This is a genomic window from Streptomyces sp. NPDC017936 (genome assembly GCF_044328485.1).
Lineage (GTDB): Bacteria > Actinomycetota > Actinomycetes > Streptomycetales > Streptomycetaceae > Streptomyces.
This window is the reverse complement of the sequence record NZ_JBIRHK010000003.1, coordinates 355,708-378,636: the sequence shown is the minus strand read 5'-3', so window position 1 is coordinate 378,636 and position 22,929 is coordinate 355,708. Positions and strand designations below refer to the sequence as shown.

At 71.3% G+C, this 22,929-nt stretch carries 10 protein-coding genes; 4 read left to right on the top strand and 6 right to left on the bottom strand.

What is annotated here, in order from left to right:
- Positions 1 to 34 precede the first annotated feature (34 nt).
- From ACH4F6_RS08240 to ACH4F6_RS08230, 3 genes are all read right to left on the bottom strand, one after another.
- Positions 35 to 6,988 carry a polymorphic toxin-type HINT domain-containing protein gene (locus tag ACH4F6_RS08240; RefSeq protein ID WP_397959095.1) on the bottom strand — a complete coding sequence of 2,318 codons (6,954 nt, stop codon included), beginning with the start codon at positions 6,986 to 6,988 and terminating at the stop codon, positions 35 to 37.
- A gap of 130 nt (positions 6,989 to 7,118) precedes the next feature.
- On the bottom strand, positions 7,119 to 10,790 hold the full coding sequence (locus ACH4F6_RS08235) for a LamG domain-containing protein (protein ID WP_397959094.1): 3,672 nt from the start codon (positions 10,788 to 10,790) through the stop codon (positions 7,119 to 7,121).
- A 272-nt stretch (positions 10,791 to 11,062) separates the two neighbouring features.
- Positions 11,063 to 12,445 carry a VCBS repeat-containing protein gene (locus ACH4F6_RS08230; protein ID WP_397959093.1) on the bottom strand — a complete coding sequence of 461 codons (1,383 nt, stop codon included), beginning with the start codon at positions 12,443 to 12,445 and terminating at the stop codon, positions 11,063 to 11,065.
- A gap of 425 nt (positions 12,446 to 12,870) precedes the next feature.
- On the opposite strand from ACH4F6_RS08230, the gene ACH4F6_RS08225 reads away from it, so the two are divergent.
- The 4 genes from ACH4F6_RS08225 to ACH4F6_RS08210 all read left to right on the top strand — a co-directional run bounded on the left by ACH4F6_RS08225 (position 12,871) and on the right by ACH4F6_RS08210 (position 18,686).
- Positions 12,871 to 13,473: an acyltransferase gene (locus ACH4F6_RS08225; RefSeq protein ID WP_397959092.1), complete on the top strand. Its 603-nt coding sequence runs from the start codon at positions 12,871 to 12,873 to the stop codon at positions 13,471 to 13,473.
- Positions 13,474 to 14,002: 529 nt separating this feature from the next.
- Positions 14,003 to 15,106 (top strand): non-hydrolyzing UDP-N-acetylglucosamine 2-epimerase, encoded by a 1,104-nt coding sequence (wecB, locus tag ACH4F6_RS08220; protein ID WP_397959091.1) that lies wholly within the window; start codon positions 14,003 to 14,005, stop codon positions 15,104 to 15,106.
- A gap of 194 nt (positions 15,107 to 15,300) precedes the next feature.
- Positions 15,301 to 16,545 (top strand): glycosyltransferase, encoded by a 1,245-nt coding sequence (locus tag ACH4F6_RS08215; protein WP_397959333.1) that lies wholly within the window; start codon positions 15,301 to 15,303, stop codon positions 16,543 to 16,545.
- Complete coding sequence (locus ACH4F6_RS08210) at positions 16,542 to 18,686, top strand: glycosyltransferase family 1 protein (RefSeq protein ID WP_397959090.1); 2,145 nt, start codon at positions 16,542 to 16,544, stop codon at positions 18,684 to 18,686. Before ACH4F6_RS08215 ends, ACH4F6_RS08210 begins: the two co-directional genes overlap by 4 nt.
- A 94-nt stretch (positions 18,687 to 18,780) precedes the next feature.
- On the opposite strand, the gene galE is transcribed toward ACH4F6_RS08210, so the two are convergent.
- From galE to ACH4F6_RS08195, 3 genes are all read right to left on the bottom strand, one after another.
- Entirely contained in the window at positions 18,781 to 19,749 is a 969-nt protein-coding gene (galE, locus tag ACH4F6_RS08205; protein ID WP_397959089.1) for a UDP-glucose 4-epimerase GalE, read from the bottom strand.
- An 86-nt stretch (positions 19,750 to 19,835) separates the two neighbouring features.
- Positions 19,836 to 21,119, bottom strand: a complete 1,284-nt coding sequence (locus ACH4F6_RS08200; RefSeq protein ID WP_397959088.1) for a nucleotide sugar dehydrogenase — start codon at positions 21,117 to 21,119, stop codon at positions 19,836 to 19,838.
- A gap of 9 nt (positions 21,120 to 21,128) precedes the next feature.
- On the bottom strand, positions 21,129 to 22,841 hold the full coding sequence (locus ACH4F6_RS08195; RefSeq protein WP_397959086.1) for a glycosyltransferase family 2 protein: 1,713 nt from the start codon (positions 22,839 to 22,841) through the stop codon (positions 21,129 to 21,131).
- Positions 22,842 to 22,929 lie beyond the last annotated feature (88 nt).

Here is a 22,929-nt window from a genome sequence, read left to right as displayed (position 1 = left end):
TCACGATCTCCTCCTCACCAGTCTCGCATCTCCCTCATGTCACGAAGTCGATGTCGAAGTGCTCCACCAAGGCGGCACAGCTGTTGCACGGGCCGATGGGCATGCCGTGCTTCTCGTGGTTGACGTCGTTGCGGATCGTCACCGCCGCGCCTCTGGCCCCGGTGGGACTCTTGCCGGCGAACAGCGCCTGCGACACGCACACCACGAGTCCGCACTGGCCGTGTCCCTTGCCCCTGGTGGCGTGCGAGGCCATCGTGTTCAGCACGGACTGCACGGCGGGATGCACCCGCACCTTGGCGCCGCGAATGCTGGTACTGGCCATGACGGTGCCGTCCGACAGCTGGATCCCCTCCGCGACGGCCGGCCGTTCCTTGCTCTTCTTGATCTGCGACGCCTCGTCCGCCACGGACTGCACCGCGTCCATGAGCGGGTCGGAGTCGTCGTCGCCCTCCCCACAGTTGTGGACCAGGAGGGAGACCCCTCCCGCGTGCACGTAGTACGTGTGCACGTCCTCGACGGTCAGGTCGTGCGTGCGCTGTCGCTTGTCGAACGCGCTGACGGCCGTGACGGTGACCGGGCTGCCGTCCGTCGTGTGCAGCCGCATGCCCGGTTCGAGGTCGCCGGCCTCGATCCACGCCTGCTCGGAGTCCGACCAGAAGGGGTGGGTCGTGGTGGAGACCAGGGTCTCGGACCTGCCCGAGGTCCCCTCGACCGTCAGGTCGACGAAGTGCTTGTCGTCCTCGGTGACGATCGTGCCGACGACCTCACGGACCGTCGTGCCGCCGGTGGCGGGGTCGGTGACGGTGATCCTGTCGCCGAGCTTCACCTTCTCGATCGGCTTGGTCTCGCCCTGCGCGAGCAGCACCTTCGTGCCCGGCAGGAAGCTGTGCTTCCCCTTGACCGGGCAGGAGCCGCCCTCCTCGTTCTTCTTCCGTTTCTTGAGGGCCTCGGCCGCCTTCTTCCTGGCGTCCTTGAGCTTCTGCCCCGCCCGGGCCAGCCCGGCCTCGGCCTTGCCGACCGCCTTGTTGGCCTTCCAGAGGGACTTCGCGCCGCCGATCAGGTCGCCGACCAGGCCGGTCACCCGCTTGGCGAGCTTGATGCCCTTGGCCCAGTTCCACGGCGCGCCGTACTTGGCGAGGATCTTGCCCGCCAGACCGCCGGCGAAGCTGCCCGCGATGTTGAGCAGGGTCTCCCCGCAGGCGCCGACGTCACCGCTGGAGATGCAGTCCAGGGCCGCGTCCACACCCAGGATGTCCCGGGCGATCTTGACCAGCGCCTTGCCCGCGGACTTGATCCGCTGCTTGGCCGCCGACTGCTGTGCCCGCGCCTGCGAGACGTTCCGGGAGGCCTGGTCGACGTCCGACTGGGCCTTCTCGGTGTCGGTCTTCGGGAAGTACGGCACGCCTCCACGGCACTCGATCAGACCCTCCCGGCACTCCGGGATGATCATTCCGCTCGGGTCGGCGTGCGTGACCGGCGAGTTGTTCGCGTACGCGTAGCCGTTGATCTGCTGCGGCTGCGTCACGTCGATGACCGGATCGGCTGATATGAACTTGCCGATCTGGGCGTCGTACTCCCGTGCTCCCAGGTGGGTCAGACCTGTCGAGGAGTCGATCGTGCCGCCGACGAAGCCCTTCTCCCCCGGCCAGGTGCCGGTCTTCTCGCCGCGATCGACGCCGTAGGGGTCGAAACGGCGCTGTGATATCGCTCCGGTCGCGGCGTTGATCGCGAGTTCCCCGGTCCCGTGGTGATCGGATCCGAGGAAGTGGACGTCACCGGCGGTACGGACCGCGACGGTCTGGTCGAGGTAGGTGTAGTAGCGGGTGGCTTCCTTCTTCGTGCCGTCGGCGGAGAGCTTCAGCTCGGTGCCGGGCAGGTAGACCGTCGTGCCCGAGGGGTCCTTGCGCAGTACCCGCGTTCCCGTCGGATCGTAGAGGTAGCCGGTCTTCGAACCGCTCGCCTCGGTCACCTCGGTCAGCTGGCCGGAGTCGTTCCAGCTGAGGACCTGTGCGTTGCCGCCGAGGGTGCGCTTGGTGGTGTTGCCCGCGTCGTCGTACTCGTACGACGACTGCCGGTCACCGGTCGGGGTCTTCTCGACGACCTTGGTGACCTGGTGCGGTCCGTCGCCCAGGGCGCCCGCGCCGCCGTACTCGTAGCTGCGGGTGATGTTCTTCGCCGCGTCCAGCCCCGTGTCGTGATGGGTCTCGGAGACACGGTTGCCGATGGCGTCGGTCTCGTACGACTTCCAGTACGGGGCCGGCCCGCCGAGGGCGCCGGACCCGGCGGCGGAGTCACAGGCCGCCGGGCCGCCGCCCTCCACCGGGACGGTGGAACCGCGGGTGCCCATGCCGGCGGCGCTCGCCGCGGTGGCCGCGGGGGTCCACGCGTCCTTCAGCCGCTGACGGGTGTCGTAGGCGAAGCACTGGACGTCCGGCGAAGCGGGGTTCGCGGTGTCCGCTATGGACAGGACGTTGCCGGCCTGGTCGTAGGAGTACCGGGAGTCCTTGGCCGGTGCGGTCGCGCCGTAGACGTCGACCACCGAACGGGTCAGCCGGTCGGTGCCCTTCTCGTATTCGTAGGTCTGCCAGACCTTCTTGCCGCTGCCCGTGGACAGTTCCATCTGCTGGACCTGGCTGGTCCTGGAGTAGACGGTGTGGGTGACGTAGGAGTCGGTGCCCGTCATCGTCATCGGGCGCTGGAGCGAGTCGTAGGTGTAGGTGACCGCCTCCGCGGGCAGGTCACCGATGGCGGGCAGACCGGTGCTCTGCACCGATCCGTCCCGGTTGTACGACGTGGTGAAGACGTACGTCCCGGCCAGCGAGCCCTGTGAGGCGGGAATCTGGTACGCGGTCTTCAGCGGCTGGTAGAAGTCGTCCACCGACTGGACCGCGACAGCGAAGTACTCCGTCGGGGAGACGTAGCTCAGGTAGCCGTAGGCCAGACCCAGCCAGCCCTCCTTGTCGTACTTGGTCTCCGTCAGCTTGGTACCGGTGTTCGGGTCGCCCTGCCAGGTCGACAGGACACGGCCGAGGCTGTCGTAGACCGTGGAGGTCTTCTTGTTCCGGCCGTCGTAGGCGACCACCGGGCGGTCCAGCTCGTCGTACTCCGTGCGCGAGGTGCCGGCGTCGGGGTCGACGGACTTGATCTGGCGTCCCAGCTGGTCGTACTCGTACCGCCACACGTTGCCCTGAGCGTCGGTGACCGTCTCCAGCTGGCCGGCCGCGGTGTAGGTGTACTTGGTCGACTCGTAGGGCACGCCGACGGCCGGCGACGCCCCGCGGTAGTGCCGGATCTCCGACGTGTTGCCCTGGCCGTCCGTGACGGTCGTGGTCGGCACGCCGCCGACCGGCGGGTCGACGTGGGTCAGTTCACCGTCGTACCGGGTCGTGGTGCGCCACTGCTCGCCGCCGCCGACCGCGAAGATCTGCGCGGTCGGCCGGCCCAGGCCGTCGTACTCCATCAGGCTCTGCGCACCGACCTGGCCGTTGGCGACGAGCAGCAACTCGTCCGTGGCGGGGCCGGAGGCGTTGTAGGTGGAGTTGGTCTTCTTGACGTTCCCGGTGCCGTCGTACCACGTGTCGGCGACCATCCGGGTGCCGTCGGGCCCCTCGGTCTGGATCTGGCGGGACCGGAGCATGCTGTCGTAGAGCTGGTACTCGGCGCCGTAGCTGCCGCTGTTCTCGATCTTCTCGGTCTTGATCGAGGTGACCTTGTCCTTGCGGACGTTGTACGAGTACTTGATGCTCGGCGTCTGCGCCGTCGTGCGGTCCGGGAGCCAGACGGAGGTCAGCCGGCCGAGCGCGTCGTACGCGAGGTCGGTCCGCTTGCCGTTCGGGTCGGTCTGGCCCTTGGACATGCCCCAGGCGGGGCTGTAGTCGGTGATGGTGACGTGACCGGCGGCGTTGGTGACGGTCGTCTTCGTCAGCAGGCCGTTGGTCTCGGTGTAGGCGGTCTTCGTCTGCTGCGTCGTGCCCTGCTGCTTGGCGTCCTTCTGGGACAGCGGGCGGCCGAAGTCGTCGTAGGTCGTGGTGCCGGTGACCTGGTACGTCGCCGTGGTGCCGTTGTGCGACGTCATCCGCTCGGTCTTGGTCGCGTCGCCCTTGGTGGGCGCCGCGCCGAACGCGCCGCCGTCGTAGGAGGTGCGCTCGTCGGCCAGGACCTGTGTCCTGCGGTCCGGCGTGGTCGCGCACTTCACGGACACGGACTCGCTGCGCGCGGGCAGCGACAGGATGTTCTTCGCCGTGTTGTCCGCGTACGTGGTGCGGGTGCAGGTGTCGTCCTTGGTGGTGGAGACGTCACCCTGGTCGTCGACCGTCAGCACCCGCCCGGTGCCGTTGGACGTGTCGTACGTCGTGGTGGACTTCGTCTCCCGCCAGGTGCCGTCGGACCGGAGGTTGAAGCCGCGGCCGGTCTGCGAGCGCACGATCACCGCGCGGCTGGTTCCCCAGCTCTGGGTCTGGGTGGCCGTGTAGTGCTTCCACGGGGTCTCGATGGACTTCGAGATCAGCTTGGCGCCGTCGTACGTGGCGACCTCCAGCTGGTGGCCCGTGAACTCCTCGTCGTCGGAGTACGACGCGCCCGTGGAGTCCTTCACCGTGACCGAACGCGCGTTGCCCGACGCGTCCTTGTCGCCGTCCATGCCCTGCATGAACGTGTAGTCGACGCGGGTCTTCTGCACGTCGGCGGTGCCGGAGGTGACCTTGACCCTGCCGTAGCCCTGCCAGCCGCCCCAGGTGAGGTACTTGGCGTCGGTGATGCCGTCCGGCTTCGCCTTACGCCAGGCCGCGTCGCCCTGGTAGTCGTAGCGGGTGACCATGCCGTCGCTGCCGCCGGTGCGGTCGGTCTCGACGACCGCGGAGACGACGTACTTGTGGAACCAGTCGGTGATCGGCTCCAGGTAGCCCGGCGGGGCCCACTTCACGGGGTAGCAGCGCCTGGTGGACTCGCCCGGTTTCGGCAGCGTGGCCTTGGTGCAGTCGGTCGGCGCGTAGGTGACGTCGAGCTGGGCGCCGGTCTCGCTGAGGACCGTCGAGAGGCGGAAGCGGTGGAACGGCGCGATGTTGTCGCCGACCGCGTCGACGCGGTTGGCGAGCTGCTCGCCGAAGAGGTCGACGGAGGGCAGCTTGACCGCCGTGCCGGCGCGGCCCTCGTGCTCGATCTTCGACAGCCACAGCGTCTTGGAGTCGTCGCCGTTGTCCGTGAACAGGTGCGTGAGGATCCAGGCGTCCACGTCCTGGTAGGTCGTGGCGTCCTTGCGCATCTGCGTGACGACCGACGTCAGCCGCTTGGTGGTGAAGAACGTCTGGACGGGCGAGGTGCACTTCGTGCTCGCCTTGCACTCCTGGTCGACCGGGACGTCGGGCCACCTGGCGGCGTTCGCCTTGGTGCGCTTGCTCTCCGCGCAGTCGAAGTCGGAGGTGGGCAGGCAGCGTTCGGCGGTGTCGAAGACGATCCGGGCCGGGGCCTTGGCGGCGTAGACCTGGCCGTCGCGCTGGCCGTAGTCGATGCGCTTCAGGTAGCCGCCGCGGTGGTACGCCGTGCCGTTGACGTCCGTCTTCCCGTTCAGCGCGTAGTGGTTGGTCTCGCGCTCGTAGAAGTAGGACATCACGTTGCCGTGGGTGTCCTTGACGTAGTCCAGGCTCCAGCGCCAGGCCTGCTGGCAGTGGGCGCTGGTGAAGGTGGCGTTGTAGCAGGGCTCGCCGGAGTCGTCGCCGAAGACGGGCGCGGTCCAGGTGGAGTCGGTCTCCTCGTTGCCCGAGGTCCAGCCCGGCAGGCGGTTCTGGCCGAAGTAGTACTCGGTGCCGTCCGAGGTGGTGATGCGCCAGTACTCGCCGTCGTTGTCGCCGTTGGTGGCGCCGGTCAGCTTCTCGACCTTGCTGCCGTCGTCGGACGACATGTGCCACTTGCCGGTGGTGTCGTCCTTGACCAGCTCGCCGGCGGAGCCGTTGAGCATGACCGTGGCGTTCTCGAACGCCCAGCACTGCTCACCGGAGCTGTCGTGGCCGTCGTCGGAGCACGGCTTGTAGCGGCGCTCGATGTAGCCGGGGTCGTAGGAGAAGCCCTCGCCGATCCACGAGCCCTGGTTGTTGGTGGCCGAGGTGCGGCCGTCGGCCGACTGGGAGGAGTAGCCCAGGCCGACGGTCGGCGTCAGGCCGCCCGGGGTCGGCACCGACCGGAAGGGATAGTTCCAGTTGAATGCCCCGGAGGAGGTGGCGACGCTCCAGCTCGCCGACGGCGCGAGGGCCGTGGCCTTGTAGGTGCCCTGGGCGCTGGACGGGCCGGCCGCGACGGCGACCAGCGAGGTCGCCTCGGCGGCCATGGTGGAGACGCCCTCGGCCGGGGCCGGAGCGGCGGTCACGTCGGCGGAGACGGTGCCCGTCTCCACGTCGTTGACCGTGGGCAGCACCTTGGGCTGCTCCGGGCACTCCTTGCTGCCGGGCACGGCGACCGTGGCGCAGGAAGGGAGCTGCACGAGCCGGAGGCGGGAGGCGTAGGAGCCGCCGAAGCCCTCGGCGAACTCGGAGTAGTCGACGGTCAGGCGGACCTTGGCGGCCTCGTCCGCGCCGTCGGCGCGCGCCACGCCGAGGAGGACGCCGGCGCCGAGCTGCCCGGCGCGCTTCGGGTCGAGGACGTCGACGCGGACCTTGCCGGCCGTCGTCACCGCCTTGGCCTGCGCCTTCGCCCTGCCGACCTTGACCGGCAGGCCGCCGGCCCCGGTCGCGGCGGCGGCCCCGACGGCCATCTCGGCGCCGCCCTGCTTCGGCCACACCGCCTTGTCGAGGCCCTCGACCGCGGCCTTGCGCGCCGGGTCGGAGGGACGTTTCTTGGCTTTGGCCTCGGATCCCTCGGCGGGATCCCCGTCGTCCTGGACGCCGGGGCGGCTGGTGCGGCCCCGGTCGCCGTCGTCGAGCACCACTGCCTGGACCGACGACGCGGACAGCACGAGCGAAAGCCCGATCACTGTGGCGACGACCGTCTGTCTGGGCATGCGGCGGCTCAGTGAGCGGCCACGGAAGAACATCTGCCAACTTCCTGATCGTAGGAGAACGTCATGAAGGGGGGTGGGACAGGTGTGCCGGGCCTCGGGGAGCCCGGCACACCTCACTGATGACGAACCGTCACATGTCAGTCACGGCCGTCAGCGCGGCCATCTGCTGCACCGCGACCGGGTCGGCCGCGCCGCTGTACACCCGCACCTCGTCGATGGCGCCCGCGAAGTACTCGCTCGCCCCGCGCAGCGAACGGCCCACCTGGAGACCGCCGGTGGCGGACCACAGGGTGTTGTCCGTGCCGTGGGCGCCGGCGACGAGCTGGCCCTCGACGTACAGGCGGATCGTGTTGGCGAAGGCGTCGTAGACGACCGCCAGGTGTTGGCCGGAGCCGCCGGTGTCGGGCAGTTCCTGGTCGTCGGTGAAGGTGACGACCTGGGGAGCGGCCACGTCCGTCTTGGCGACGGCCAGCTCCCACTGCTGCGTGGCCGCCTGGTAGCGCACCTGGACCCGGTTGGCGTTGGCGCCCGGCAGGGACAGCACCGTCTGCGACTTCTCCGGGTCCAGCGAGGTGAGCTGGGCGCGGGCGGTCAGGGTGAAGCTGGTGTTGCCGGTGACCGGGGCGGTGGCGGTGGACGCGTAGTCGCCGTCGCCGTCCAGGACCAGGTTGCCGTCGCCGACCAGGGCGGCCACGTCGAACAGCGGGTCTGCCGGGCGGTAGATGGAGGCGTTGCCCGCGAGGGTCAGGGCCTGGCCGCCGCCCGTCTCGGCCACCGAGCCGTTGGTGGCCTGGTCGAACTGCCAGTAGCCCTTGCGGTCCGGCTTGATCGTCATCAGCTCGGCGACCTGGGCCGCCGGCAGGACGCGGTCGAAGACGCGGACCTCGGCGAGGTCACCGGTGAAGTTGTCGCGGTAGCCGCTCTTGGCCGTGCTCCGGCCGATCTGGAGCGGGCCGTACGACTTCCAGGTGGAGCGCCGGCCGGCGGAACCCTTCAGGTCCTTGTTGACGTACAGCTGGAGCTGCGGGCCGCCGCTCTTCTGCGCGTCGTAGACGCCGGTCAGCAGCACCCACTGGTCCTTGACCACGGAGACGCCGGTGGAGACGGCCTTCCACTCGCCGAGCGAGTCCACGTCGTTGACGGGGACGGCGAACTTCCAGGTCCTCGCGCCCGCGTCGTAGCCGAGGGTGAAACCGGGCTCGCCGGTGCCGTCCTGACTGACGACCGCCATGTCCCTGTCCAGGGCGGTGGGCCGCACCCAGGCGCTGACGCTGAAGCTCTTGGCGGTGTCCAGCACGGTCTCGCCGGCGTCGAGGTAGGACTCGGCGCTGCCGTCGAAGCGGGCCGCCTTGTCGACCTTGCCGCCGGGGCCGTCCGCGCCGAAGGCGACGGCGGTGCCGGCGGTCGCGGAGAAGTCGCCGCTCTCGTCGTGCGCCTCGGTGTCGCCCGCCTGGTCGGCGAGGTTCCACTGGGCGACGACCGGTTTGCCCTCGCTCACCAGGAAGTCGTACGGCGTGCTGCTGGCGTGGTTCGCCTTGTCGACGGCGACCACTTCCAGCACCTGGCGTCCGGAACGGGTCGGCATCCACTGGACCGAGACCGAACCGCCCGCCTTGGCCGGGGTGAGGGTGGTCATCGCCGCGCCGTTGAAGGAGTACTGGTACTTGACGACGTCGTTGTCCGGGATGGAGTCGTTCGGGTTCGGCGAGAAGGTGAAGGTGCCGTAGGCGCCCACGCCGTCGTGGTAGACGGTGTCGGACGGGTACTGCTTCGACAGCACGAGCGGCTTGCCGGGCCAGGTCTTGTCGTAGGTGAACTCGCAGCGCTGCGCGGGGTCGCCGTCCGAGCTCCACGGACCGTAGCCGTCACCGTCGTAGGCCCGCGCGCTCCAGTAGACGGTGGTGTTCTGCGGGATCGTCGACTTGACGGTGTGCACGAACTTGGTGCTGGTCGTCGGGGAGAGCCAGTCGGGGGTGGTGTACGTGTAGGAGCCGGGGGTGGTCCCGCCCCACTCCACCTTGAACTGGACCTTCACCTTGTCGGTCTGGCCGTTGCCGTGGTCCGGGTCGCTCGCGATGGCCTGGAGCTTCGGCGGCACGTCGGTGGTGGGACGGCTCGTCCCCCACTTGCAGACGCCACCGGGGTCCGTGGACATGTCCGACGTCTTGATCTGCCGCGGCAGGTTGTTGTACTTGATCGACAGGTACGCGTTGCCGCAGATCCGCTTCCACTCCGCGAAGCGGGACTCGTCGGCCGCGCGCAGGCCCAGCGTCATCGCGTTCCAGCCGCCGGCGGCGGCCGTCTTGATCTCGCTGGTCAGCTCGCCGGTCTCGCCGCTCTCGAAGTGCAGGTTGGCCTGGCTGGAGCAGGAGGTCGGGGAGATCGCCTTGTCGACGGTCTGGAGGTAGTCGTCCCAGTCGTCCGAGGTGTTGGACCAGTTGCTGGACGAGCTGAGGCTGTAGTTCTGGCCGCCGACCCGGTAGAGCCGGACGGGCTCGGCGGTCGGGGAGGCGCTGTAGATGTGCTCGACGCGGGCCGAGAAGGTGGCGCCCAGGATCTGCTTCCCCTTGTAGAAGGAGAGCGGCATCGTGAACATCACGCGGCGCACGCCGACGCCGTTGCAGGAGACCGGGTTGTAGTCGGTGGGGCACTTGCCGACGCCCGCGCTGCCCGAGTACTTCCAGTCCTGCTCGCTCGGCATGCCCGACATCACGCCGGTCCACGAGGTGCGCGAGGTGGTGCGCTGGATCGGGTCGATGACGACGGGGAAGACCGTGTCCTCGCCCTTGAGGAGCTTCTGGTCCGGGACGAGGCTGAGCCTGTCCTTGCCGACCTCGACGCCCAAGGGGGCGACGCGGCCGCCACCGCCCGGGCCCTCGAGGGCCGGCTCGGGTGCGGCCTGCGGGCCGGCGGTGGCGGTGGGCGTCGCAGCGGCGGCGGAGGGGGCGACCGGAGCAGTCGGCCCGGCGCCGGCCGCGGCGGCCCTGAGCGCCTTGGCGACCGCCTTGGGCCCCTGTTTCCCGGCAGCGGTCTCCTTGACGGCCGCCGAGTCCCACATCGCCGGCTTCCCGGCCTGGAAGACGGTGCCGCCGACGACGGCGTCCTTCACGAGGACGGCGCCGGTGGCGTCCTCCGCGACCTTCAGGCCGTCGGTGGTCATGCCGAGGTCGAGCCGGGCCAGCCGGGGGTCGGCCGCGGCCTCGGGCGTCTTGACGACGATCAGGTGGCCGAAGCCGTCCGCCTCCGCCCGCACGGTCAGGTCGACGCCGGGCAGCACCTCGGCGTAGGTGGCGGTGTCGCCGTCGACCCCGGGCGCGGGCAGCTTGCCGTAGGGCCAGGTCAGGGCGAACTCGCGGCCGGCGCGCCGCATGGTCACGAAGGGCTTGCCGGCCTGTCCGGCGGAGAAGGACAGGTCGACGGTGGCGGCCTTCGGGCCCCACGTGCCGTCGGCGCGCCTGACGAGCGTCGGGTCGACGGGGACCCACGTGCCGCCCTGGACCGTGCGGACGGGCTCGGTGTACTCGCGGGCCGTGAACGTGCCGTCGGGCTCGGCGAAGATCTCGCGGCGCTCGGTGCGCAGCCCGACGACTTCGGCCCGCTTGCCGCTGTCCTTCGCGGAGGCCATGGCCTGCTGCTCGGTGACCAGCGGCTGGTCGGCGGAGACCGGTGCGGGCCCCTGCGGTGTGCCGGCTCCGTTCGGGAGGGCCGCGGCGCCGGCCACCACGGCGCCGGTGACGGCCGCCGCGACGACGGCGCGCAGCGCGAGGCCGCGCCGTATGGGTAGGGGTCTGTCTGCGGACACGCGTCCACTCTCCCGTCGGGTGATGTCTGTCTGGGGGGCGTCGGGGACGCCGGGGCACGGGGTGCGGAGCGCCCGCCGTCCGGGCGTCGCGCCGGCCGGCCGAGGGGCCGTCGTCGGACCGTCGGCGCGCGGGGACGTCGCCCTCGCGGGGCTCGGATCCGCGCGCCGGCCGGTCCGTACGGGAAGCCGTGCGCGGCTCGCCCGCGCGGCTCGTCGAGGTGGGGTGGTGGCGCGGTGGCCGGCCGGGCGACGGCCTGCCACCGCGCGCGTCCTCAGCGGACGGTCGCCCCGAAGGCCACGCCGGTGGCCGGGAGGCCGCCCTCGCCGGGCTTGATCGTCACCGTCGGCGCACCGCCGGAGGCCACGTTCCACGGGAAGCCGTGGACCGCGCGGGCTTCGACGGGGCCGTAGGGCATGCCGACGTACAGCAGCGAGGGGGTCGCGGCCAGGGAGAGGCCGGCGAGCTGGCGCGGGGCGGGCGTGCCCGGAACGCCGTAGCCGGGGTCGATCCACTGGTCGGAGGCGCCGGGCGCGCCGACCAGCGGGACGATCTGGACGCCGCCCTTCTCCGCGTGCTCCTCGGACGACTCCTCGCCCGGCACGCCGATGGCGAGGCGGGTGGTGGTGGCCGTCGAGGTGGCGTTCGGGGAGGTGTTGACGGCGGCGAGCCGCTTGCCGAAGAAGTCGCCGGCCTCGGCGTCCTGGTCGACGTCGGCGGTGTTCTGGTCGATCCAGGCGGTCTCGGAGTAGGCGCCGCTCGCCGTGATCCGGAAGACCTGTACGGCGCCGGCGTCGACGGTCGTCGACAGGTCCTCGCCGGGGACGCCGACCGCGAGCAGCGACTCGGTGGTGGAGGTGGCGCCGGACGGGCGGTACGGGACCATCGCGAGGGCGTCGCCGAACTGGTCGCCGACCTCCTCGGCGCCGCCGATCGTGTCCTGGTCCTGGCCGAGGCCGCCGATCGGCTTGGGGTAGCCGGAGGTGAGCGCGTGGGTGAACAGGCCGACGCCGCCCGCGAAGGCGGTGCTGCCGAGGGCCTCGCCCGGGGTGCCGACCGCGAAGTGGGTCGGGGTCGCGGCGATCGAGGCGCCGAAACGGTCGTCCTGTTCGGCCGCGCCGGACACCGCGCCCGCGGCCTCGGTGTCCTGGTGCGTCATGGTGACGGTCTGCGCCGTGCCGCCGACGTAGTAGAAGGCGCCGGCGTCCTCGACGGTGCCGATGGACTCGCCGGGGCTGCCGATCAGCAGATAGGGCTGACCGGCCGAGGTCTTTCCGGCCGCGACGGCGTAACCGACCCAGTCGTCGGCCTCGGCGCCGCCGCCGAGCGGCTTGTCGGTGCCCTGGAAGAATTCCTTGACCGGCTTGGTGCCGGCGTTGATCCCGCTCGGGGATCCGTAGATCAGGTGCACCGCGCCGGAGTCGACGGCGGTGCCGATGTCCTCGTACGGCTCGCCGACCGCCAGGTCGCTGCACCCGTCGAGGTCGGCGTCGTAGACGGCGAGCGAGAAGCCGTACCGGTCGCCCGCCTCGGGCACGCCCGGGACGGCGTCGAGCGCCTGAGTGAGCGTCACCGTGCCTTTGCCGCCGCCGTACACGACGTGCAGGGCGCCCGCCCGGGCGATTCCGTCGACGGTCGCCTCCGGGTCGGCGATCACGGTGTCCCGTGCTCCGTCACCGTTGAAGTCGGACTCGATTCCCGAAGGACAGGCGACCGCGGCCGCGGCGGGCGTGCCGCCGGTTCCCGCCCCCCAGGACAGCAGTAACCCCGTAAGAACCGTGGTGGCGGCGCGCCGCCACACTTTCCCCGCCCTTGACACACGTACCCCGTGGATGAAGAGATTCTTGAGATGGCCAACGGATGATCCCTTTGCTTGAAGTGCGCATGCAACACCTGCACCTTCGCTCGATGCATGACAAGGATCACAGTTTCCCCACAGGTTGAACACAGCAAAGGCATCTGACGAACACGCGGGAGCAACGTGTCGATGCGGCCCTTCGGTGCCGAAACGCCGCCCTTGGTGCACCCCGCACCACGCCTCGTATGCTCACCGGGCGGAGCCGAACACCGGAAGGCGGAGAAGTGAACTACAGGGTCCAGCCCAGTGCGCAGGTCGACGAGAGTGCCGAGATCGGCGCGGGCAGCAGCGTGTGGGATCTCGCCCAGATCCGCGAGGGCGCCCGCCTCGGCGAGGGCTGCGTGGTCGGCCGCGGCGCCTACGTCGGCTCGGGTGTGCGCATGGGCGACAACTGCAAGCTGCAGAACTACGCGCTCGTCTACGAGCCGGCCGAACTCGGCGACGGCGTGTTCATCGGACCCGCCGTCGTCCTCACCAACGACCACAACCCGCGCTCCGTGGACCCCGAGGGCAAGCAGAAGCGCGGCGGCGACTGGGAGGCCGTCGGCGTGAAGATCGCCGACGGGGCCTCCATCGGGGCCCGTTCGGTGTGCGTCGCGCCGATCACCATCGGCCGCTGGGCGATGGTCGCCGCGGGTGCGGTGGTGACGAAGGACGTGCCGGACTTCGCGCTGGTGCTCGGCGTGCCCGCCCGGCAGGTCGGCTGGGTCGGCCGTGCGGGGGTGCGCCTGGTCGAGCGGGACGGCGAGCCGGGCGTGTGGGAGTGCCCGCAGAGCGGCGCCCTGTACGACGAGAAGGACGGCGTGCTGAGCGAGCGCGCCGTCTGAGGCCGCCGCGCGTGCGTCGAGGGCCGGCCCGGGCATCCGCCCGGGCCGGCCCTCGTGCGTTCCCTCGGCGCCCCCGCGCCCGAGGCCGGGACGCGCGTCCCGCACGAGCTCGGCGCGGGATCACGTGTCACAAGTTCGGCACAGATGAAGCGGTGGGCGGCACCCCGGCCGTGGCGTCCGCCGATCCGTCGGACACGTCCTCCGGCCGGCGCCGAGCGGTCGGCGGCCGGCCCGATGCGCCCGATCACGGCGGACGGCCCCGCCGGACACCGGGTCCGGGCAGGTGACGTGCTCGCCGGCCGGCGCCGGAACACCGGGTCACGAAATCGTTATGCGGCCCCTCGCGGGCCGCACAACGGCTTCTGACCACGGCACGAACACGGCCTTCCGTCCGGACGGCATCCGGCCGCGAGCCTGGTCAGTACGGTCATTGCCTACCATTGCCTCCGGTGTGCGTCCGTGACACCCATGGCCGTAGCCCGGCACGCCGGTCCGCCTCAGCAGCCCGACCCGAGAAGAAGAGTGCTCAGTGAAAGTCATCAGCATCGTCGGAGCCCGACCCCAACTGGTGAAGCTCGCCCCCATCGCGGCGGCCTTCGCGGAGACTGAGCACGAGCACGTGATCGTGCACACCGGGCAGCACTACGACGCCGACCTCTCCGACGTCTTCTTCTCCGGCCTCGGCATCCCCGACCCCGACGTGCACCTCGGCGTCGGCTCCGGCAGCCACGGCGTGCAGACCGGCGCCGTGCTCTCCGCGCTGGACCCGGTCCTGGAGCGGGAGCAGCCCGACTGGGTGCTCGTCTACGGCGACACCAACTCCACCATCGCCGGTGCGCTGTCGGCCGTGAAGATGCACCTGCCGGTCGCCCACCTGGAGGCGGGCCTGCGCTCCTTCAACCGGCGGATGCCGGAGGAGCACAACCGCGTCCTCACCGACCACTGCGCCGACCTGCTGCTGGCCCCCACCGAGGAGGCCGTGCGCCACCTCGCGAGCGAGGGCCTCGCCGACCGCACCCGGCTGGCCGGCGACGTGATGGTCGACATCTGCCTGCGCATCCGCGACCAGGTGCGGGCCGGCGAGTTCCCCGCGCCCGAGCTGCCCGAGGGCATCGACCCGGCGCAGCCGTTCCTGCTGGCGACCCTGCACCGCCCGGACAACACCGACGACCCCGAGCGGCTCGCCGCGATCATCGGCTCGCTCGCGAAGCTGCCGGTGCCGGTGGCGCTGGCCGCCCACCCGCGTCTGGTCGCCCGCGCCCAGGAGCACGGCATCGACCTGGCCCAGGGCAACGTCCACGTGGGCCGCCCGCTGCCGTACGCGAGCCTGGTCGCCGCCGTGCTGGCCTCCGTCGGCGTCGTCACCGACTCCGGCGGGCTGCAGAAGGAGGCGTTCCTGCTGGAGCGCATCTGCACCACCATCCGCCCCGAGACCGAGTGGGTGGAAACCGTCAACACGGGGTGGAACGTCCTCGTACCCGACCCGCACACGCTGTCGCCGCAGGAGTGGGCCGAGACGGTGACCCGTCCCGTGCCGACCGCCGACCCCGGCACGCCCTACGGCGACGGCCGCGCCGCGCACCACGTCGTCCGGCTCATGGAGGAGTGGAAGGGGGGCAGCCGGCCCGCCTGACGCGGTACCGGAGGTCGTGGCCGTCCGCCTCGCGGACGGCCACGAGCGACCCACGGTCCGCGCACGTCAGCGTGCTAGCGTCAACTGCTATGTCATCGTCTCCCCCGTCCGGTCCGCCTGCGGAAGGCAAGCGGCCCCACGTCATCTACCTCGCCATCGGCTTCCCGCCGGCAGCCAAGAGCTCCACGTACCGGATGCGCGAGACCGCCAACCAGTTCGTCAGGGCCGGCTGGGACGTCACGGTCGTCAACATCGCCCGCGAGTCCTGGGAACTCGACTCCGGCATCGACCTCTCCCTGCTGGAGCAGGTCGACCCCCGCGTGCAGATCGTCGAGCTGCCGCTGGCGCGCGAAGACCTGGAGACGGACATCCGCCTCTACGACGAGGCGCGTGCCCTCGACCCCAACGGCTGGGTCGCCAGGCTCCGCCGCCGCCAGACCAAGACCTTCCCGGAGCCCAACTTCGGTGAGTGGCGCGGCGACCTGGAGCAGGCCGTGCTGCGCATCCACCGGGAACACCCGGCGGACCTGCTGCTCGCCAGCTGCGTGCCCTACGTGAACCTCGCCGCGGCCTGGAAGCTGTGGGAGGACGCCAAGGTGCCGTACGCGGTGGACTTCCGCGACGGCTGGTCCATCGACGTCATCGACGGCGTCGAGGCCTTCGCCCGCGACTCCGAGGAGGGCCGCTGGGAGCAGAAGATCCTCGACAACGCGGTCTCCCTGTGGGTCGTCAACGACCCGATCGCCGAGCACTACCGCAAGCGCTACCCGGACTTCGCCGACCGCGTCCACGTCGTGCGCAACGGCTACGACGCCGACAGCTCGCCGGGCCGGGTGCACAAGCCGGACCGCGAGTCGGGTCTGGTCTTCGGCTACCTCGGCACGGTCAACTTCACCATCCCGCACCTCGAGGTGGTGCTGAACGCCTGGCGCGCGGCCCGTGAGAAGGAGCCGCTGCTGGCGAACGCCCGCTTCGAGATCCGCGGCCACCTCGGCAACGGTGCCAGCCGCGGCGCCAACCGGCACGCCGAGGTCCTCAAGGAGGCCGAGGCCGACGGCGTCTTCTACGGCGGCCCCGCCGCCAAGGCGGAGGTCTCCTCGATCTACGCCGGCTGGGACGCCATGGTGCTGATCCTGATCGGCGGCCGCTACGTCACCTCCGGCAAGGTCTACGAGTACATGGCGACGGGTCTGCCGATCGTGTCGGCGCACGCCGTCGAGCACGACGCCTCCAACGTGCTGAGGGGCCACCCCCTGTGGACGGGCGCGCCCGGCCTCGACGAGGAGGGTCTGACCGAGTCGTTCATCAAGGCCGCGCGCATGGCGGTGGAGACCACCGACGCGGAGCACGCCGAAGCGATGGCCCACGCCGACCAGTTCACTCGTGAGGCGCTGATGTCCGTCGCCGTCAAGAACCTTGTCGAGGAGCTCGCCAAGTGACCGAAGTCCTGCTCGTCGCCACCGACAGGCCGCAGTTCGGCGTCCTGGCCTCCGCCGTGCGCAAGTTCGAGGCCCTGGGCGCGCGCGTCCACCTGGCGGGCAGCTTCCCCATGGACGCCGAGGGCGTTCCCGAGGAGCTCGCCAAGGTCGGCCTGGCCGGCGTCCACCAGCTGCCGCGCAACCTCAAGCACCGCAGCCAGGCGCTGCGCCGCCGGGCCGGCAAGTCGCCGCGCGGGCTGCGCCTGTGGATGCAGATCGGCCGCGACTCGTGGCTGCGCGCGCGGGCCCGCAGGGCCGACGTGCTCGTCGCCCTGGACCCCTCCGCCGTGTACACGGTGTGGCGGCTGGCCGAGTACAACCGCACCGCCCCCGCCAAGTTCGGGCTCACGCCCGCGCTGAAGGCCGTGGAGGAGCTGCAGGAGCAGGGCGGCCCCGCCGCCCCCCGCTCCTCCGTCCTGCCGCCGCTGCACGCCGTCGCCCGCGACGTGCGCCGCAGCGTCGACAACCTGCCCGCCCAGCTGGTGCGGGCGGCCACCCCGCGGCCCGTGATGCGTTCGGGCGTCGGCGCCCGGCTGTGGCGCTCCGCGGTGACCGCGCCCGGCATGCCCGTCAGGGTGCGCGCCGCGACCTCGCGGTACGTCGCCGAGGGCATGCAGTGGGCGGGCCGCACCAGCGGTGCCGCGCTGACCCTGGCGGACGCCGCGGCGAGGATCCCGGACCTGAAGCTGCGCTCGGACCTCTACTACGAGGGCGCCATGCAGGAGATCCGCAAGGGCCTCAGCCCCCGGAACCTCGGCAAGGCGGTGGCGGCCCACCTCGCGCTGGCCGACGCGGAGTACGCCAAGGGGCGCACCGACGACGCGGCCGAGGCGGTCAACCGGGCGCTGTTCCTGCACTTCCACCGGGTGCTGCACATCGACCAGCTGTCGTCGCCGCTGGCGAAGGACGCCGAGGGCTTCGTCGCCCCGCTGTACCGCTCCCAGGCGTACCAGGCCCTCAGCCGCCCGCGCGGCCGCAAGGTGCCGGCGGCGCCCGCGCCCACCGACCGCCCGCTGCGGCTGCTGGTGGCGACGAGCGCCAACGACAACTTCCTGCACCTCATCAAGGAGCACTTCGCCGACCACCCCGGCGTCGAGCTGCGCTACCTGGACCTGGCCGCGAACAAGCACCTCAAGCGGATCTCCTGGGCGGCCCCGAGGATGCTGAAGGACCGTCTGTCCGACGGCGCGAGCGACTACCAGGAGGAGGTGGAGCGTCTGATGCGCCCCCACCTCGACTGGGCGGACACGGTCTTCCTGGAGTGGGCGGCGGGCCCGGCCGGCATGCTCACCACGATCGACCCGGGCGACACCCGGATCGTCGTGCGCCTGCACAGCTACGAGGCGTTCACGCGCTGGCCGCACATGACGGACTTCTCCCGGGTCGACGACCTCGTCTTCGTCGCCCCGCACGTGAAGGACCTCACCGCCTCGCTGGTGCCGATGCTCCGCGGCGAGCAGGCCCCGCGCTTCCACGTGCTGGACAACGCCATGGACCTGACGGGCTTCAACCGGCCCAAGCCGGCCGAGGCCCGCTTCAACCTGGGTCTCGTCGGCATCAGCCAGGTCGCCAAGGACCCCAAGTGGGCCGTGGACGTCCTGGAGCGGGTCCGCAAGCACGACGAGCGCTACCGGCTGATCCTGGTCGGCGGCGACATGGACCCCCGGACCAGCCAGGCCACCCGCGAGTACCGGCGCGAGTTCGACCGGCTGATCGCCCCGCTGGAGGAGTCCGGCGCGGTCGTGAAGCTCGGCCCGACGGACGACGTCCCGTCCAAGCTGGTCGAGATCGGGACGATCCTCAGCTCCTCGGTGCGCGAGGGCTGCCACGTCGGCCTGATGGAGGGCGCGGCCAGCGGTGCCGTCCCCGTCGTGCGCGACTGGCCGTTCTACGCGGGCAAGCCCAACAGCGCCCGCACGCTGTACCCCGAGGGCTGGGTCGTCGCCTCCCCCGCGGAGGCGGCCGAGCGGATCCTGAAGGTCACGGCCACGGAAGAGGCCTGGCACGCCGCCGGTGAGCTCGCCACCGAGCACGCGCTGACGGTGTGGGACTGGCCCGTGGTGCAGAAGCACTTCGAGAAGCTGTTCCTCGAGGAGAACTGAGCCGTGGTGCGGCCGGCCCACCGGGGCCGGCCGCACGATGGAACACGAGGAAGGGCCCCCGGAGCGTTCCGGGGGCCCTTCCTCGTGCGCTCGCTCACGGGTGGCGCAGCCGCCAGCCCGCCCAGGCCGACTCCACCATCTCCCGGACGCCCCGCCGCGCGCTCCAGCCGAGCTCCGCACGGATCAGGTCGCCGGAGGCCACGACCCGGGCCGGGTCGCCGGCCCGGCGTCCGCGCACCCGCGGCTCGGCGTCGGTGCGACCGGTGACGTCCTGGATGATGCGGACCATCTCCGCGACCGAGACGCCCTCGCCCCGCCCGATGTTGAGGACGAGCCGGGCCCCGGGGTCGTCGGCCAGCCGGCGCGCGGCGGCGACGTGCGCGGCGGCGATGTCCTCGACGTGGATGTAGTCGCGGATGCAGGTGCCGTCCGGGGTCGGGTAGTCGTCGCCGAAGATCACCGGCGCCTCGTCGACCTCGAGCCGTTCGAAGACCATCGGGACGAGGTTGAAGACGCCGTCGTCGCCCAGCTCGGGCGTGGCCGCGCCCGCCACGTTGAAGTAGCGCAGCGAGGCCGTCGCCATGCCGTGCCGGGCGCCGACCGCCGCCACCAGCCACTCACCGGCCAGCTTGGTCTCGCCGTAGGGGTTGATGGGCGCGCACGGCGTCTTCTCGGTGACGAGGTCGACGTCGGGCATGCCGTACACGGCGGCGGACGAGGAGAACAGGAACCGGCCGACGCCCGCGGCGGCGGCGGCGTCGAGCAGGACGCGCAGTCCCTCGACGTTCTCGCGGTAGTAGTACAGCGGCCGCTCGACGGACTCGGCCACCTGCTTCTTGCCCGCGATGTGCACGATGCCGGTGACGGCGTGCTCGCGCAGCACCCGGTCGACGGCGTCCCGGTCGAGGACCGTGCCGGTCTCCAGCACCACACCGTCCGGGAGCCGCTCGGCACGGCCCGTGCTCAGGTCGTCGAGCACGACGACCGGCTCACCGGCGTCGGTCATCGCCTTCACCACATGCGAGCCGATGAAGCCGGCCCCGCCCGTGATCAGCCAGGTCATGAAGAACCCTTCCTGCACCAGGGCCCCGCCCCGGGGATGCGGGGGCGGGGCCATGAGGTTGTTCGCGTACGAGCGTCCAGCCGGACTCAGCCGCCGATGACGACCCGGCGGACGCCCTTCCAGGCCTCCGGGTCGGTCGTCCGGCGACCGTCGACCAGGACGGTGACGTCCGGCAGGTCGGCCGGCGTCAGCGAGCGGTACTCGGCGTGGTCGGCCTGCAGGATCGCCGCGGTGACCTTCTCGCCGTCGTGCGGGGTCAGGCCGTGCGCCGCCAGTTCCTCGGCCGTGTACATCGGGTCCGAGACGAACGGGACGGCGCCGCGCGCCTTGAGCGCCTCGACGGTCGGGAAGACGCCGGAGAACGCGGTCTCCTTGACGCCACCGCGGTAGGCGGCGCCCAGCACGAGCACGTTCACGCCGGTCAGGTCGCCGTAGGCGGCGGCCAGCAGGTCGACGGCGTACTCCGGCATCGCGGCGTTCGCCTCGCGGGCGGAGCGCACGACCGTCGCGGCCGGGTCGTTCCACAGGTACATCCGCGGGTAGATCGGGATGCAGTGGCCGCCGACGGCGATGCCCGGCTGGTGGATGTGGCTGTAGGGCTGCGAGTTGCAGGCCTCGATGACCTTCTTGACGTCGATGCCGTTGCTGTCGGCGAACCGCGCGAACTGGTTGGCCAGACCGATGTTGACGTCCCGGTAGGTGGTCTCGGCGAGCTTGGCGAGCTCGGAGGCCTCCGCGGTGCCCAGGTCCCACACGCCGTTCGGCTGGGGCAGGTCGGCGCGCTCGTCGAAGTCGAGCACCTGCTCGTAGAACTCCACACCGCGCCGCGTCGAGGCCTCGTCGATGCCGCCGACCAGCTTCGGGTAGCGGCGCAGGTCGGCGAAGACCCGGCCGGTCAGGACGCGCTCCGGGGAGAAGACCAGGTGGAAGTCCTCGCCGGCGGTCAGGCCGGAGCCCTCGGCCAGCATCGGCGCCCAGCGGGTGCGGGTGGTGCCGACCGGCAGCGTGGTCTCGTACGACACGAGCGTGCCCGGCTTGAGACCCCGGGCGATCGCCTTGGTCGCGGAGTCCATCCAGCCGAAGTCCGGCACGCCCTCGGCGTCGACGAACAGCGGCACGACCACGACGACGGCCTCGGACTCGGCGACCGCGGCGGCGGTGTCCGTCGTCGCGCTCAGCAGCCCGGCGTCGACGGCCTGCTTGAGCTTGACGTCGAGGTCGTGCTCGCCGGGGAACGGCTCGACGCCGGCGTTGACCAGCTCGACGACCTTCTCGTTGACGTCCGCGCCGATGACCCGGTGGCCCTTGGAGGCGAACTGCACCGCCAGCGGAAGCCCGATCTTGCCGAGCGCTACTACACAGATGTTCATGGAGGGTCGCTACTTCCTTTTGGAACCGGCCGGCTTCTTGGCACCGTTCGGCTTGAGCTTCTTGGCGCCGGCCCGCTTCAGGCGGCCGGCACCGGACTTCAGCTTCCGGAGCAGGCGCTCGAACGCCTGCCGGACCAGTGTCCTCTTCGAGGGATACAGCTGGGCCGTGTCGATGACCACACGTCCCTTGTCGTTCACCACCGCCGACGCCCGGTACGGGTCCCCGGCCGGCCCCCACAGGCGGGCCAGCGGCATGGGCAGCCCCTCGCCACGCACCGGGATCTCGTACGTCCGGCCGCCGAGGTCCACGTAGACCCGGACGCCCCGCTTGGCGGTGACGTGGTCCAGCGGCACCCGCGCGTGCAGCACGCTCGCGGCGCCGTCCTGGGCGGGCTCCACCCGCATCTCGCCGACGACCGGCGGCAGCGGGTGCCCGGCCTTGAGCCGGCGCGCGCCCGGCTTGTCGGCCGACTTGGGCATGGCGCCCTTGGCGAGCCGCAGCACGGGCCGGGCCGTCCCGGTGTCGCCGACGACCGGCACCCGCACGGAGGCCGTGTAGGCGAGGCTCTCGTCCTGCTGCTCCCAGCCGGAGGCGAGCAGCACGGTGCCCGCGGCGAGCCGGCCCGGGACCGACTCGCCGAGCAGTCGGTAGGTGCGGTCGGGCAGGCCGATGCGCGGGTCTCGGAAGCCGGGGTAGCGGGCGTAGGCCAGCTCGCCCTCGGCGACGAACGGCGGCGCCCCGTGCTCCCGCTCGGAGCTGATCGCCTCGGCCAGCTCGTCGACGGCCCCGGCGTGCGCCAGCGCGATCCGCACCCGGCGCTTGACGTCCATCGCGTCGCGGATGCCGTCGGTGAAGTAGGCGTCGGCGAGCCGCGCGATGCCCGCGCAGATCTGCCGCTGCAACTCGCGGTCCAGCACCGGGAAGTCGTCCTGGACGAGCTTGGCCAGCTCCCAGGTGAAGTGGCGGCGCAGCACGGCGTCACGGTCCGGGCCCGCCTCGATGAGGCCGGCCGTGAAGTCCATGATCTCCGCCGCGCACCGCAGCCGCGCCAGGTGGTCGGCGCGGTAGGTGATGTTGCTGGCGTCACCGCGCTTGACCGCGAAGTAGCAGATGTAGTCGGCCACCACCGAGATCCGCCGCGCGCGCACGCACGCCTCGATGGTGAACGGCTGGTCGCTGCCCACGGGCATGTGCTCGGGGAAGCGCAGCTTGTGCTTCTCGACCAGGTCGCGCCGGAACAGCTTGGTGTTGGCCAGGGTGAACGGCAGCGCGGAGTCGTACAGGCTGACGTCCGCGGCGTTCTCCTTGTACAGCGCCTGGTGGACGTACCGGCCGTTGGTGCCGACCATCTTGCCGACGACGACGTCCGAGTCGTTCTTGTCGGCGCACTTCACCATGCGCTCGAGGGCTTCCTCGCCGAGGTAGTCGTCGGAGCCGACGAAGTACACGTACCGGCCCGTGGCCACCTCCAGCGCCCGGTTGCTGGGCGCGGCGGGACCGCCGGAGTTGGGCTGGTGGATGACCTTGACCGTGTCCGGGTACAGCGCCGCGAACCGGTCGAGTTCGCGGCCGCTGTCGTCGGTGGAGCCGTCGTCGACGGCGACGATCTCCAGCCGGTCCCGCCCGATGCTCTGTCCCAGGAGCGAGTTCAGGCACTCCGTCAGGTAGGGCATCGTGTTGTAGACGGCGACGATGACGCTGACGTCAGGCGCAGCACTCATTCTCCGGCTCCTGGTCTCCGACAGCCGGCGGCCGGCTGGGTCCTGCGGGGAAGGTCTCACAGAACATAGGAGTCCCGCCGAGCCCGCA